Annotated in this window: 13 protein-coding genes; 8 read left to right on the top strand and 5 right to left on the bottom strand. The window is 65.6% G+C overall.

Features of this window, described 5'->3' with window-relative positions:
* The first annotated feature begins 11 nt into the window (after nucleotides 1-11).
* A complete protein-coding gene (locus tag JT720_RS08020) occupies nucleotides 12-449 on the top strand; it encodes a DNA polymerase III subunit chi (protein WP_205480661.1) in 438 nt (145 codons plus the stop codon).
* Nucleotides 450-524: 75 nt separating this feature from the next.
* Nucleotides 525-947, top strand: a complete 423-nt coding sequence (gene ndk / locus JT720_RS08015) for a nucleoside-diphosphate kinase (protein ID WP_205480660.1) — start codon at nucleotides 525-527, stop codon at nucleotides 945-947.
* A gap of 58 nt (nucleotides 948-1,005) precedes the next feature.
* On the opposite strand, the gene JT720_RS08010 is transcribed toward ndk, so the two are convergent.
* A complete protein-coding gene (locus JT720_RS08010; protein WP_205480659.1) occupies nucleotides 1,006-1,944 on the bottom strand; it encodes a polysaccharide pyruvyl transferase family protein in 939 nt (312 codons plus the stop codon).
* 79 nt (nucleotides 1,945-2,023) lie between these two features.
* On the opposite strand from JT720_RS08010, the gene JT720_RS08005 reads away from it, so the two are divergent.
* Nucleotides 2,024-3,160, top strand: coding sequence for a glycosyltransferase (locus tag JT720_RS08005; protein ID WP_205480658.1), 1,137 nt, complete (start codon nucleotides 2,024-2,026; stop codon nucleotides 3,158-3,160).
* 23 nt (nucleotides 3,161-3,183) lie between these two features.
* Here JT720_RS08005 and purN read toward each other — a convergent pair whose 3' ends face one another.
* Complete coding sequence (gene purN, locus JT720_RS08000; protein ID WP_205480657.1) at nucleotides 3,184-4,152, bottom strand: phosphoribosylglycinamide formyltransferase; 969 nt, start codon at nucleotides 4,150-4,152, stop codon at nucleotides 3,184-3,186.
* 108 nt (nucleotides 4,153-4,260) lie between these two features.
* Nucleotides 4,261-5,346 carry a phosphoribosylformylglycinamidine cyclo-ligase gene (gene purM, locus JT720_RS07995; RefSeq protein ID WP_205480656.1) on the bottom strand — a complete coding sequence of 362 codons (1,086 nt, stop codon included), beginning with the start codon at nucleotides 5,344-5,346 and terminating at the stop codon, nucleotides 4,261-4,263.
* Nucleotides 5,347-5,521: 175 nt separating this feature from the next.
* Between purM and JT720_RS07990 the strand changes: the two genes are divergently transcribed.
* Genes JT720_RS07990 through JT720_RS07975 form a run of 4 tightly spaced genes read left to right on the top strand, consistent with a single transcriptional unit; the run spans nucleotide 5,522 to nucleotide 11,001 of the window.
* Nucleotides 5,522-6,751 carry a heavy-metal-associated domain-containing protein gene (locus JT720_RS07990; protein ID WP_205480655.1) on the top strand — a complete coding sequence of 410 codons (1,230 nt, stop codon included), beginning with the start codon at nucleotides 5,522-5,524 and terminating at the stop codon, nucleotides 6,749-6,751.
* Nucleotides 6,751-7,371 carry an HdaA/DnaA family protein gene (locus tag JT720_RS07985; protein WP_205480654.1) on the top strand — a complete coding sequence of 207 codons (621 nt, stop codon included), beginning with the start codon at nucleotides 6,751-6,753 and terminating at the stop codon, nucleotides 7,369-7,371. The genes JT720_RS07990 and JT720_RS07985 overlap by 1 nt, the downstream gene beginning before the upstream one ends.
* A gap of 1 nt (nucleotide 7,372) precedes the next feature.
* The gene (locus JT720_RS07980; protein ID WP_272873196.1) at nucleotides 7,373-9,526 is read left to right on the top strand and encodes an RNA degradosome polyphosphate kinase; all 2,154 of its coding nucleotides are present in this window, start codon (nucleotides 7,373-7,375) and stop codon (nucleotides 9,524-9,526) included.
* Entirely contained in the window at nucleotides 9,526-11,001 is a 1,476-nt protein-coding gene (locus tag JT720_RS07975; protein ID WP_205480651.1) for a Ppx/GppA family phosphatase, read from the top strand. Before JT720_RS07980 ends, JT720_RS07975 begins: the two co-directional genes overlap by 1 nt.
* Before the next feature lie 4 nt (nucleotides 11,002-11,005).
* Here the strand turns inward: JT720_RS07975 and JT720_RS07970 are convergent, their stop codons facing one another.
* Together JT720_RS07970 and rnd are read right to left on the bottom strand one after the other, a co-directional pair.
* Entirely contained in the window at nucleotides 11,006-11,299 is a 294-nt protein-coding gene (locus JT720_RS07970; RefSeq protein ID WP_205480650.1) for an I78 family peptidase inhibitor, read from the bottom strand.
* Nucleotides 11,296-12,474: a ribonuclease D gene (rnd, locus tag JT720_RS07965; protein WP_205480649.1), complete on the bottom strand. Its 1,179-nt coding sequence runs from the start codon at nucleotides 12,472-12,474 to the stop codon at nucleotides 11,296-11,298. The genes JT720_RS07970 and rnd overlap by 4 nt, the downstream gene beginning before the upstream one ends.
* 191 nt (nucleotides 12,475-12,665) lie before the next feature.
* On the opposite strand from rnd, the gene aspS reads away from it, so the two are divergent.
* A complete protein-coding gene (gene aspS, locus JT720_RS07960; protein ID WP_205480648.1) occupies nucleotides 12,666-14,456 on the top strand; it encodes an aspartate--tRNA ligase in 1,791 nt (596 codons plus the stop codon).
* Nucleotides 14,457-14,496: the final 40 nt, after the last annotated feature.

Raw genomic sequence — 14,496 nt, 5'->3', positions numbered from 1 at the left:
CGGGAAGGCAGATGCGCGTAGACTTCTACCAGCTTGCCGGCGCCTCAGTGGAGAGCGTCATCACCGCTCTTGCCGGCAAGCTGTTGTCGGAAGAAGCAAGGTTGCTGGTGGTGGCGGAGGATCCGGCGCTACTTGCGCGACTGGACCGGCAATTGTGGGACCAGGGGCCCACGAGCTTCATCCCGCACGGGATCTCGGGCGGTGCCGATGATGCCCGGCAGCCCATCCTGCTGTCGACCACGCCCGATACGCCCAATCGGGCCCGCAACATCCTGATCGCCGATGGGCAGTGGCGCGACGCGGCATTGGCGTTTGATCGTGCGTTCTACTTGTTTGACGAGGACACGCTCAGGGGTGCTCGGCTGGCATGGAAGCTGCTTGCCGGTCGCGACGGGGTCGAACGGCATTATTGGGCTCGCGAGGACGGGCGCTGGACCGAGAAGGCCTGAACCTTGCCCTTTGTCGCGCCCACCGCTAGGGCGCGCGCCAATCCATCCACCCCATCAACAGGAGACCGCCCGGTCATGGCCGTGACGCGCACCTTTTCGATCATCAAGCCCGACGCCACCCGCCGCAACCTCACCGGCGCGGTCACCAAGATGCTGGAGGAAGCGGGGCTGCGCGTCATCGCCTCCAAGCGCATCCAGATGACCCGCGAGCAGGCCGAGGGCTTCTACGGCGTTCACCGCGAGCGGCCGTTCTTCAACGATCTGGTTACCTTCATGACCAGCGGCCCGGTGGTCGTGCAGGTGCTCGAGGGCGAGGACGCCGTGAAGCGCAACCGCGACATCATGGGCGCAACCAACCCGACGAACGCCGAGCCGGGCACCATCCGCAAGGAGCTGGCGGAGTCGATCGAGGCCAACTCGGTCCATGGCTCGGACAGCGACGAGAATGCGAAGATCGAGATCGACTTCTTCTTCAAGCCGGAAGAGATCGTCGGCTAAGCCCCGCGGGATCGCGAATTATGAGGGCCGCTGGAGCGATCCGGCGGCCCTTTTCGGTTCAGCGGCGGAACCTGTCCAGGAAAGACCGGGGTCGCGGCAAGGGCGTGGGGGGCGGCAGCCGCAGCGCGTCGCGGAACTCCTGGTCCAGCGATTGCAGCTTGGCCTGGGCATCTCCAGCGATCTGCCTGGCCGCGGTCTGCCCTTCTTCGGAAAGGCACCAGTCGAGGAGCCCATCCAGGCGTTCCGGCGCGAGCTCGTCGGCCGAGAGAACCGCGGGCCAGCCGATCGTTCTTGCCTGCGCGGTGATCTTGTTGCCGCCCGCGACCGGGTCGATTGCGAGTGCGGGTACGCCGGCCTTCATGGCGAAGACGAGGCCATGAAGGCGATTGGTCAGCAGGACGTCCATTCGCTCGATCACGGAAATCACCTGGGCGGGGGAGCCGAGACCGCCGGAGTTGCGGCTTGCGGGCCAGCGGGTGTCGATCTCGACCACCGCGAGATTGCGCTTGTCGACGAGCTGCCGAAGGTGGTCGAGCGCCTGGCTGTGCCGCTGGGCGGACCCATATTCCCGCTGACGGGCGATGGTGCACAGGCCGACGACCGGTGTCCGTGCCGTGGACCGGAGGAAAGTCAGGTCCGGGCGACTGGCGCGGTCCGAGTCCCGTTCCAGGAGGACGTGGAACGGGTTCCACTCGGCGGTCGGCTCCACCATGGTGAGGTTCAAGCCGATCCGGGTGCAATGGCCGAAACGGTCCAGGTTCAGCCGCTTGCGCCGGAGAAAGTCGGGCCAAAGGGGACCGCAGACCATCACCAGGTGAGTGTATCGGCGTGGGTCCACCTGATCGAGTTTGAGGAGGTCGGGGCGTCCCTCGGCCACTTTCTCCGAAAACGAGGCGACATCGAACCGCAATCCTTCTCCAGCAAGAATGGCTTCAGCCCATTCCAAGGATTCGATGTCGCCGACAGTCGAGAAATGACCCAGCAGCAGAACTCGCAACTCACTCCCCTCGGCGTCGGTTGAGCGACGCGTCCTATCGTCATAAATCGCCCGCGTCCAAGACCACGAGGAGTTGCTTTTGCCGGCGAGCCGACCTGACATCTCGATCCTGCTCGACCGCTTTGGACCTGGAGGCGTGGAGCGCGTCGCGTGCCTGGTGGCGAGCGGGCTGGCGCGTCGTGGCTTTGGCATCGAGATGTTGGTGCTGGAAGATGACGGACCGACCCGCGAGTTGGTCACCGAGGAAGTCCGGGTGCGGGTGCTCCCGCAGCTTGCCGCCGAGCAACGGCGCGACCGGATGGCCGCGGCCGTGCCCAAGGTCGCAGACTATCTCGCCGAGCACTCGCCGAGGCTGTTCCACGCGCCGGGAAACCATACCATCCGTCCCGCGGGCCGAGCCGTGGAGCTTGCGGGTTTCGGCGGGGTGTTCGTGCCGAAGATCACCAATCCGCTGGTGGGAAAGAAGACCAGTTGGTGGAAGCGGCGCTCCCGCAAGCTCCAATATCGGAATGTGCTGCGGAGAGCACAGGGGATCCTGGTGCTGTCGCCCGCTGGTGTGGACGAAGTGGCGGCGGTGGACAGGTCACTTCGCGGGCGGGCGCGCTTCATCCACAATCCCTATGTGAGCGATGCCATGCTGGGCCGAGCGGCCGAGCGGAAGCCCGCGAATCCTCCGGTCATCCTATCGGTCGGTCGGCTATCCGAGCAGAAGAACCAGGCGCTTCTTCTCCGCGCTGCAGTGCGATTGAGAGATCGGGACTGGCGCATCCGGTTATGCGGCGTGGGGCCCGACGAGCCGATGCTGCGGGAGCTCGCGGCGGAACTGGGGATTGCGGAGCGGGTGGAGTTCGCGGGCTTCGTCAGCGACCCGATCCCCGAATATCTGCGCGCCTCAGTGTCCGTGCAGGCATCCCGGTGGGAAGGGCTTCCGGCGACGGTGCTCGAAGCCATCGCTTGCGGCTGCCCCGTGGTCGCGACTGCCAGCTCGAGCGGGCTGGTAAACCTGCTCCACGAGGTTGGAGCGCGGAAGCCCGTGAAGGTGGAGGACGAGACCGGTCTGGCGAGCGCGATCCAGGAAGCACTAGACGGTCGGCTGCGGCCCGTGCCGCCCGAGGCGAGCCTTCCTTATGGGATCAATGCGTCGCTAGATGAGCATGCCGCGGTGTTCGGAGGCTTGCTCGAGCAGCCTCGTCAGGCATGGAGGTCAGTCGGGTAACTGGGGTGCGCTGCCAGCACGAGTCAGAATTCGTCCGCTGCCCTCATCAGCTTCGTCAGCCTGGCGGGGGCGCTGGCACGCCAGCTGCGTTCGAGCCAGTCGGCGACCTGACTCCAGTCGAGGTCTCGGCGGTTGAGTTTCACGCCGAGCCAGCCGCTCGCGCCGTAGTACTTGGGCCAATAGTAAGCCTCAGGCTGGGCTTCGATAAGGCCGGTCATCTCGTCCGGTCCGCTTGCCTTTACCAATAGGCCGATAGCGTCCTCGCCGTGGTGGCGGTCGGCGAGGATCGCGAAGAGCTTGCCGGATTTCTCGCCGCCGACCTGCCAGCCGGGAGAACCGTGGCTGGTCTTGCGGGTGACCTCCGGGAGGCGGCTAGTGAGGGCGTCGACCTGTGCTTCGATCCACGCTGCGTCCTGATAACGCGAGACATAGCCGGCGAGGATGCGGGGGTAGAGCTGGTGCTCGGCAATTTTGACGCGGTCGGCCAGGGTGTCCGGCGTGTCGCCCGGCAGGATCGCGACGGGAACTTGACCGAGCACTTCGCCCGCGTCGACCTCCGGCGTGACGAGGTGAACCGAGCAGCCGCCGTGATTGTCGCCGGCCTCGAGCGCGCGGGCGTGGGTGTCGAGGCCCTTGTACTTCGGCAGCAGCGAGGGATGGATGTTGAGGAGCTTGCCCGACCACGCCCCCACGAAGTCGGCGGGGAGGATGCGCATGAAGCCGGCGAGAGCAACGGTGTCGGCTTCCGCCTCATGCAGCGCACGGTCGAGGGCGGCGAAGAAGTCGGGGCGGGTGGCTTTGGTCGGCGCGGGGAAGCGAGCGACTGGGACGCCTTCCGCATCGGCCAGGACCAAGCCGGGTGCATCGGGGTTGTCCCCGGTCACGAGAACGACTTCGTACGGGCTGTCGGGCGCACGGCTGGCGTAGAGGAGGGCGGCCATGTTGCTGCCGGTGCCGGAGATCAGGATAGCGACGCGGGCCTTGTTCCTCACAACGCTCGTCCCGAGCGAAGTCGAGGGGCGTTCGACGGGAGTTCAGGCCAGCGCCCCTCGACTGCGCTCGGGACGAGCGGTGAAGGACGCACGCGGTTAGATCGCACCTCACCCATGATTGTGGGTGGCGCTCCAGACGCCGCGGGCGCTCCAGGTTTCGTCGGAGCCGCGAACGGTGCAGCCGCGGGGGCCCGGCTCGATGCGGCCGATATCGTAGACGGTTTCTCCGGCCGCCTGGAGATTGGCGGTGACTTCGTCAGCCGCGTCCGGCCGCACGATCGCTATCATGCCGATTCCGCAGTTGAAGGTGCGGGCGAGTTCTTCCGGCTCGATCCCGCCGCCGGCCTGGAGCCACGCGAACAGGCGCGGGAGCTCCCAGCTGTCGGCGTCTACGACAGCATGCGCACCGTCCGGCAGGACTCGTGGGATGTTCTCCAGCAGCCCTCCGCCGGTGATGTGCGCAAGCCCCTTGATGCGGCCAGCACGGATTTCCGGCAGGAGCGAGCGAACGTAAATGCGGGTAGGCTCCAGCAGGGCATCGCCGAGTAGAACCTCCGGGTCGAAGCGGGCGGGCCGGTCGAGTTGCCACCCGCGGTCGGCGATGATCTTGCGGACCAGGCTGTAGCCATTCGAGTGAACGCCGGAGCTGGCGAGCCCGATGATGACGTCCCCTGATTGGATCGTGTCGCCGGTCAAAGCCTGACCCCGCTCCACGGCGCCGACGCAGAAGCCGGCAAGGTCATAATCACCGGGAGCATACATGCCCGGCATCTCGGCGGTTTCCCCGCCAATGAGCGCACAGCCAGCCTGACGGCAGCCGTCGGCGATCGACGCTACCACCTGCTCCGCAACGGCATTGTCCAGCTTGCCGGTGGCGAAATAGTCGAGAAAGAACAAAGGCTCCGCGCCTTGCACGACAAGGTCGTTGGCGCACATGGCGACGAGGTCGATACCGACGCCGCCGTGCTTGCCGGTGTCGATCGCCAGCTTGAGCTTGGTCCCCACACCGTCGTTCGCGGCCACCAGCAGTGGATCGGTATAGCCGGCGGCCTTGAGGTCGAAGAAGCCGCCAAAGCCCCCAAGCTCCGCGTCCGCTCCCGGGCGACTGGTGGATTTGGCAAGCGGGCCGATGGCCTTCACCAGCGCGTTTCCGGCGGCGATGTTCACGCCGGCCTGTTCGTAAGTGAGCCCCATCTGCGATCCGTCCGTGCTTCGATACGAGCCTTCGCTGCGCTCAGCCTCTACTCAGGATGAGCGGAGTGATGCGCGCTCATCCTGAGTAGCCGCTGAAGCGGCGTATCGAAGGACGATGCGCCTCTAGCCCACAAGTGTCTTGGAAATCCACCGAACAGTCGCCACAAGGCGCGCCATGTTGACGAGCCGCCCGGTGCGTACCCTTGGCCTTGCCCTGCTGCTGGCGGGAGCGGCGGCCGCTGGGCTTGCGCAGATCGAATCCGGCGAGCGGGGCATCCTGCCGATCGACAGCTCGTCGACGCTGGAGATCACCGGCATCAAGGTCGACGTGGCGGGCAAGGATGCCGAAGCTGCTCGCTACGCCGGCTGGCGTATCGCCCAGCGCGAGGGCTTCAAGGCACTCTGGGCCAAGATGCAGAAGCGCCCAATCGGTGAGGCGCCGACCTTGCCCGATTCGACCCTGGACAGCCTCGTGAGCTCGATCATCGTCCAGCAGGAGAGGATCGGGCCGACACGTTACGTCGCGACGCTTGGGGTGCTGTTCGACCGGGCTCGGGCTGGAGCATTGCTCGGGCTGCAGGGTCAGGCGCGGCGATCCGCGCCAATGCTGCTGATCCCTGTCATCGTGAGTGGCGGAACGCCGACGTCCGTGGAGTTGCGCAACCCGTGGCAGCGCGCCTGGGCCGAGTTCCGAACAGCAACCAGTCCGGTCGACTACGTGCGGGTTTCAGGGCTTGGTATCGATCCGCTGCTGGTCAACGCCGCGCAGATCAATCGGCCTGGACGTGGTTGGTGGCGCAACCTCATCGACCTCTATGGTGCCGCCGATGTCCTCGTAGCCGAGGTGCAGATCCGCCGCGTCTATCCGGGCGGACCGGCCGTTGCGACCTTCATCGGCTACCATGGTCCTGACCGGGAACCGGTCGGCTCGTTCCAGATCACGGCACCGAACAGTGCCGCCATTCCGCAGATGATGAACCTCGGGGTCGAGCGGATGGACGCCTTGTTCACGCGGGCGCTCGCGGCCGGGATGCTGACGCCCGATCCAAGCCTGATCATTCCCGAGCCAGCGCCGCCGCCCGAAGAGGAGGGCGATGAAGAGCAACAGCAGGTGACCGCGCGGACAATTCAGGTCGTGGTAGCGTCACCGTACTCCCCCGTGGGGTGGCTGCGGTCGATCCCCGGCGTCTCCTCGGTGCAGGAGATTGGCTCAGCGGTGCTGGTGGTAACCTACCAGGGGACCCCGGGGCAGCTCCAGTCGGCCTTGGCTGCGCGGGGGTGGCAATCGGATACGAGCACCGGTGTCTTCCGGATCACCGGCTATTCCGCTCCGGCCCAACCGCAGCCTGCGCCGCCTGCCGAGCCGCAGGCGAACAGCGTCGATGCCGGAGGGGCGCAGCCCTGATGAAGGCGACGGACCAGATCGCGCTTCCGCTCGACTGGCCCCAGGGGAGCGACGAAAGCCGGTTCATTGTCTCGGACGCGAACCGGGTCGCCTTTGAACATTTTCAGCGCTGGACGACTTGGCCGGTACGCTCGACGATACTGGTGGGTCCGCGCCGTTCCGGGCGATCGTTGCTCGCGCGGAACTTCGTGACCCGAGTCGGAGGCCGGCTGTTCGACGATGCGCAGCGGCACGATGAAGAGGCGCTGTTCCACGCCTGGAATCAGGCCCAGGACACGGGACGGCCGCTGGTGCTGGTCGCGGGCGAGGCGCCGCCCGCCTGGCAGCCGACGCTGCCCGATTTGCGGACGCGACTGGCCGTTACGCCGGTGGTAAAGATCGAGCAGCCCGACGATGCGCTGTTCGCGGCATTGATCCAGCGGTTGTTCGCGGACCGCGGTTTGCATCTTCCCGACGAGCCCCTGCGTTACGTGGTATCAAGGGTAATGCGCGACTATTGGACCGCCGAGCGGGTCGTGGAAGCGATCGACCGGCACGCGATTGCCGAGCGGGCGCGGTTGACGGTGCCGACGGTAAAGCGGGCGCTGGTCGCGGCAGGACTGATCTACGACGGAGGATGAGCTGAACGCACCGGCTGACATCAAAGTGTCAAAAGCTCGGACCACCGAGTCGCGGGTGCAGCGCATGTTCAATCGCGAGCTCAGCTGGCTCGCCTTCAATCGTCGGGTGCTGGAGGAGGCGACAAACCCCGCTCACCCCTTGCTGGAGCGGCTTCGCTTTCTGTCCATTTGCGGCAACAATCTCGACGAGTTCTTCTCCGTCCGAGTGGCCGGGCTGAAGGAGCAGCAGCTCGAAGGCGTGGAGGAGCTCAGCTACGATGGGCTGACGGCGTCACAGCAGCTGGCCCTGATCTCGACCGAAGCAGACACGCTGGTGGTTGACCAGCAGGCGACGTGGATCCAGCTTGCCGAACTGCTGGCGGAGGCCGGGATCGAGGTTGTCGAGCCTCGTGCGCTGGGTCCGGAAGATCTCGAATGGCTGGGGCGGTGGTTCGGGGAACAGATCCTGCCCGTCCTCACACCCCAGGCGATCGATCCGTCGCACCCGTTCCCGTTCATTCCGAACGGCGGGTTCAGCCTGGTCTTCTCCATGGTCGATCCGAGCGACGGAGAGCATGTGCAGGAGGTGGTGGTGATCCCATCGTCACTGCCGCGCTTCATCCGACTGCCGGGGGCTTCGGCCCGGTTCGTCACCATCGATGCGGCGATCACCGCCAGCCTGCACCTGTTGTTCCCCGGCTTCGTGCTGCTGGGAGCGGGGGCCTTCCGGGTACTGCGGGACAGCGACATCGAGATCGAGGAAGATGCCGAGGATCTGGTCCGGCATTTCCGCTCGGCCTTGAAGGAGCGCAGGCGCGGGCGGGTCATCCGCCTAGAGTTCAGCACCTCGACACCGGAGGATCTTGAGAACCTCGTCCGCGCTGGCCTCAAGGCGGAGCATGCTCTGATCGCCGAGAGCGCGGGGTTCATCGGGATCACGGACCTCGGCCAGCTGGTGGAGGAGGACCGTCCGGAGCTCAAGTTCGCGCCTTACCTTCCGCGCTTTCCCGAGCGGGTGGTGGAGCACAATGGCGACTGCTTCGCAGCGATCCGGGCCAAGGATTTCATCGTTCACCACCCCTATGAGAGTTTCGACGTGGTGGTCGCGTTCCTGCGGCAGGCAGCAAACGACCCGGATGTGGTGGCCATCAAGCAGACGCTCTATCGTGCGGGCAAGCAGTCCGCGATCGTGGATGCTCTCGTCGCAGCGGCTGAGGCCGGCAAGTCCGTGACCGCGGTGGTGGAACTGAAGGCTCGCTTCGACGAGGAGACGAACCTCATGTGGGCGTCGCGCCTGGAGCGGGCGGGCGTGCAGGTGGTCTACGGCTTCATCGAGTGGAAGACCCACGCCAAGGTCTCGATGGTGGTCCGGCGGGAAGGCAGCCTGTTCCGCACCTACTGCCACTTCGGGACCGGCAATTATCATCCAACGACCGCGAAGGTTTATACCGACCTCAGCTTCTTTACCGCGTCCAAGCGGGCGGCGCGGGACGCGGCCAAGTTGTTCAATTTCATCTCCGGTTATGTCCCGCCCAAGGGGCTGGAGCTGGTTTCGATCAGTCCGACGGGTCTCCGCGAGAAGCTGACGGTGCTGATCGACGCCGAGATCGCCAACGCCAAGGCCGGGAAGCCTTCAGCGATCTGGGCCAAGATGAACAGCTTGGTCGACCCGGCGATCATCGAGAAGCTCTACGAAGCAAGCGAGGCCGGGGTGTCGATCGACCTTGTCATTCGAGGCATCTGCTGCCTGCGCCCGGGCGTGGCTGGCATGTCGTCGAACATCCGCGTCAAATCGATCGTCGGTCGCTTCCTGGAGCATAGCCGGATCTGGGCGTTCGCGAATGGCGCGCGGCTGCCGCACCGCAAGGCGAAGGTGTTCATCTCGTCAGCGGACTGGATGCCGCGCAACCTCGACCGGCGGGTTGAATGCGCGATGCCGCTGGAGAACCCGACGGTTCATGCGCAGGTGCTGGACCAGGTCATGGTCGCCAACCTGATTGACAACGAGCAAAGTTGGCGGCTGGAGCCGGATGGCACGTACACGCGGATCAAGCCGGGCAAGCGGAGCTTCAACCTGCATACCTATTTCATGACCAACCCGTCGCTGTCCGGCCGCGGGCAGGCCGCGCTTCAGGGTAAGGGCGTTCCCAAATTGCGGCTGACACAGGTCGGTTGATGGCGTCCAGACCTGCCGTGGTGCGCCCGTTTGGGCCCGTCGGGATCATCGACATAGGCTCCAATTCCGTTCGTCTTGTCGCTTATGGCGGCTCGGAGCGGGTGCCGAGCATGCTGTTCAACGAGAAGGTGATGGCCGGGCTCGGTCGTGACCTCGCCACGAGCGGGCTGCTCCACCCCGAAGCGATCGAGATGGCGGTGGAGGCACTCGCGCGCTTCCGGCTGCTGGCGAAGGAGATGCGGCTGAAGAAGCTGCACGCCGTTGCGACGGCCGCCGTCCGTGACGCGAGTAACGGGGCGGAATTCCTCGCGCTGGCGAAGAAGGCCGGAATCGAACCCAAGGTCATTCCCGGCGAGGAAGAGGCGCGACTTTCCGCGCTGGGTGTCATCAGTGCGATTCCCAACGCCCGCGGAGTGGTTGCCGACCTCGGCGGGGGAAGCCTAGAGCTGACGCCGGTGGCGGATGGAGACGTGGAGCAGGGCGTATCGCTGCCGATCGGCGTGCTTCGCGTGGCCGAAAAGACGACCGCCCGCGGGCTGGCCGACCAGATCCGTACGGGCATCCCGCAAAGCGTGCTCGCCGCCGCAAGGGGTTCGAGCCTCTATCTGGTTGGAGGTTCTTTCCGCGCTTTCGCCCAGCTAGATCTGCGCCTTTCAGGGCACCCCTTGCCCATCGTGCACCAGCATTGCGTCACTCCCGAACGGGTACGCGAGTTGCGGGCGCTTGTCCGATCGACTTCCGCCGACGAACTGCGGCGGCGGGCGTCGGTTGCGACGTTGCGCCTTCAGACCCTCCCCGCAGCTGCCGCTGTGCTCGACGCATTGTGCCGGGTTCTCGAGCCGGCCCGGATCGTAACCAGCGCCTTCGGCCTACGTGAGGGAATTCTGTTCGACGACCTGGATGCCGACCAGCGTCAGATTGATCCTCTGCTTTCTGCCGCATTGGAGGTTGGTGAGCGGCTGGGCAGGTTCGGCGATCATGGCCATCTGCTGGACCAGTGGATCGCGCCGCTATTCCCGGACGATAGCGTCCCAGCGAGCCGACTGCGACTTGCGGCCTGCCTCCTCGCGGACGTCGCCTGGAACGCCCATCCGGATTTCCGGGCAGAGTGGGCTGTCGACATGGGCGTCCATGGAAACTGGGTCGGAATCGATTCGGAAGGGCGCGCAATCCTCGGCAAGGCCTTATCGAGCGCGTTCGGCGGCAATGGTGCCTATGACGAGAATGTCGGCGCGTTGGTCGAAGCGCGGGTGCTCGAGCATGCGGACCGATGGGGGCGCGCCATCCGATTGGCGCAGCGGCTCAGTGGCGGGACAGCTTCAATCCTCAAGCGTACGGCTCTCGCACCGCGGGGTGAGCATCTCGTGCTGTCACTCCGGAAGAGCGACGAAGGGCTCTATTCCGAGACGGTGGCGAAGCGGTTCCGGCAGCTGGCAACGGCGCTGGAGTTGAACCCGGTCGTGGAGATCGGTTGAGAGGTCAGCCGCAGCGCGCCGACTCCACCCGGTTGCTGGCATCGAGCTGAACCCGCACCCGCGACGAATTGAACTCCATGGTCACCATCATGCCGTGCTCGATCCATTGCAGTGTGCGAGCACCCGAAACACGCAGAATTTCGGCGCCGACCTCTGCCGTAGCGAGCTGACCGGTGAACTGTGCCAGGCCGTCGTTGCGGCATTCGCCGCCGCTGCCGACGACCTGTGGCTGTTCGGCGGCTGCCGTTGCGCAGGCGGTCAGAAGCAGGGCTGGGGCAAGGAACAGAAGGCGGGTCATTCCACAATCTCCAGCGTGCGGGTCATCTTGAGCTTGCCATTCTCAGTTGCGAAGGCGAGTCGACCCTCGACCAGATCGAGCGCGTCGCGGCCGAACTCTTCATAGCGCCATCCCGCCAGGATATTGAGGTTCCTGCGTACGCCGGCAGCCAAGGCTTCCAGCTCGTCCGACCTAGCGATGAGGCGGGCAGCCACTCCAGCTTCCTTGGCCCGGATCTTGAGGAGCAGCTTGAGGAGGTCGCTGACCAGGGCCGCGTCCTTGGTCAGTCCGGGCCGGCGGGGCTCGCGGTCAGGCATTTCCTCTGGATCGAGCGGCTTCGCTTCGCCGATCGCCGCCATGAGGCGTCCGCCGATGTCGTTGTTGCGCCAACCGGCCGACAGCCCGCGGACGCGGCCCAGATCGTCCTGCGTCTTGGGCGGATGGGCCGCTAGGTCGTTGAGCGTGTCGTCCTTGATGATCCGGCCACGGGGCAGGTTCTTGCCGCGGGCCTCCACTTCACGCCAGGCGGCGATGGCCTTCAAGCGCCCAAGCACCGCTGGGTTTCGGCTGGGCAGCTTGAGGCGCTTCCACGCATCCTCCGGCTCGAACGCAAAGGAAGACGGGTCAGCGAGTCGCTCCATCTCCTCGTCGAGCCACTGACCGCGGCCGGTCTTCTTCAGCTTGGTAACCATCCGCGGGAAAATCGTCGCGAGGTGAGTGACGTCTGCGATGGCATAATCGATCTGGCGCTTGTCGAGTGGACGGCGGCTCCAATCCGTGAAGCGCGCGCCCTTGTCGAGCGTGTGGCCGAGCATGGACTCGATAAGGTTGGAGTAGCCGACCTGCTCGCCGAACCCGAGCGCCATGGCCGCGATTTGGGTGTCGAATAGCGGGTGCGGCGTCTTGCCTGTCATATTGTGGACGATCTCGAGATCCTGGCCGCCAGCGTGGAAGACCTTGAGCACCTCCTCGTTGTTCACCAGCAGGTCCCACAGAGGCTGGAGGTCAAGGCCCTCCGCCTTGGGGTCGATCGCAGCGGCCTCGTCGGGGCTCGCGATCTGCAAGAGGCAAAGGTCCGGCCAGTAAGTGTTCTCGCGCATGAACTCCGTGTCCACGGCGACAAACGGGTGCTGGGCGAGGCGGTCGACAAGCGCGGCAAGCGTGGCGGAGTCGGTAATCAGCGGGTGAATCTGCATGTTGCGGGCGCTTTAGCCGGGCGGGCGCGGGTTGACAAAGCACGAGGGTGAGGGGAAGCGCGCCGGCAATCACCGCCCTTCGTCACCCCCGCGAAGGCGGGGGTCCATCTCCTGACCTCGAGACAGGCGAAACGCGCCGGAGATGGATTCCCGCCTTCGCGGGAATGACGGAAAGAGAAGAGCAGAAAATCATGCACGCCTTTCGCACCCATACCTGCGGCCAGCTCCGCGCCTCGGACATCGGCGAGACGGTCCGCCTGTCAGGCTGGATCCACCGCAAGCGCGATCACGGCGGTGTGCTGTTCATCGACCTGCGCGACCATTATGGGATCACGCAGATCGTTGCGGACACGGACAGCCCGGCGCTGCCCGTGCTCGACCGGCTGCGCGTGGAGTCGGTGGTCACGATCGACGGTGCGGTGAAGGCGCGGGCCGAGGGAACGACCAATGCCAACCTGGCGACCGGCGAGATCGAGGTGTTCGCGCTGGAGGTGACGGTGCAAAGCCAGGCGGCCGAGCTGCCGATGCCCGTCGCAGGCGACCAGGAGTATCCGGAGGATATCCGGCTCAGGTACCGCTACCTCGATCTCCGGCGTGAGAAGGTGCACGCCAACATCCTGCTGCGGTCGAACGTTATCGCCTCGATCCGGCGGCGGATGGTGGAGCAGGGTTTCACCGAGTTCCAGACGCCGATCTTGACTGCATCGTCGCCGGAAGGCGCACGCGACTATCTGGTGCCGAGCCGGGTGCATCCGGGCAAGTTCTATGCCCTTCCGCAGGCGCCGCAGATGTTCAAGCAGCTGCTGATGGTCGCCGGCTTCGACCGCTATTTCCAGATTGCTCCCTGCTTCCGCGACGAGGATGCGCGGGCGGATCGCAGCCCGGGCGAGTTCTACCAGCTCGACTTCGAGATGAGCTTCGTCACTCAGGACGACGTCTTCAACGCGATCGAGCCGGTGCTGGCCGGCGTGTTCCGGGAGTTCGCGAATGGGCGCTCTGTGACCGAGGGCGCGTTCCCGCGCATTCCGTATCGTGAGTCGATGCTGAGGTATGGCAGCGACAAGCCAGACCTGCGCAACCCGCTGGTCATCGCGGACGTCGGCGAGCATTTCCGCGGCTCCGGCTTCGGCCTGTTTGCCGGCCTTGTCGAGAAGGGCGCTGTGGTGCGCGCCATCCCGGCGCCGGGCACTGCGGAGAAGAGCCGCAAGTTCTTCGACGACATGAACGACTGGGCGCGGAGCGAGGGCTTTGCGGGTCTCGGTTACGCAACGCGCAAGGGCGGCGAGTGGGGCGGTCCCATCGCCAAGAACCATGGCACCGACGGCATGGACAAGCTGGCGGCGGAGCTGGGGCTTGGACCGGACGACGGCCTGTTCTTCGCGGCAGGCAAGGAAGCGGAAGCGGCCAAGCTCGCCGGGCTGGCAAGGACGCGGGTCGGGCAGCAGCTCGGTCTCATCGACGAGAACCGCTTCGAATTCTGCTGGATCGTCGACTTTCCGATGTTCGAATATGACGAGGAAGCGAAGAAGGTCGACTTCTCGCACAACCCCTTCTCCATGCCCCAGGGGGAGCTGGAGGCGCTGGAGACCAAGGACCCGCTCGAGATCCTGGCGTGGCAGTATGACATCGTGTGCAACGGGGTGGAGCTGAGCTCCGGCGCGATCCGGAACCATCGGCCGGACATCATGTACAAGGCGTTCGAGATCGCCGGCTACTCGAAGGAGCAGGTGGACGAGAACTTCTCGGGCATGATCAACGCGTTCAAATATGGCGCGCCGCCGCACGGCGGGTCGGCTCCAGGCATCGACCGGATCGTCATGCTGCTCGCCGGCGAGCCGAACATCCGCGAGGTCGTGGTCTTCCCGATGAACCAAAAGGCCGAGGACCTGATGATGAACGCGCCGGCGCCGGTCACGGCGAGGCAGCTGAAGGAGCTGTCGATCAAGGTGGTGGGAGAGGGAGCGGCGCAGCCGGTCGGCTGAGCGCCCCATCCCGGCACAGCTGCTCCGCCCGGATTGCTGA

This window comes from Sphingomonas arenae (assembly GCF_016924655.1).
Classification (GTDB): domain Bacteria; phylum Pseudomonadota; class Alphaproteobacteria; order Sphingomonadales; family Sphingomonadaceae; genus Sphingomicrobium; species Sphingomicrobium arenae.
This window is presented reverse-complemented; position numbering and strand designations above follow the sequence as displayed.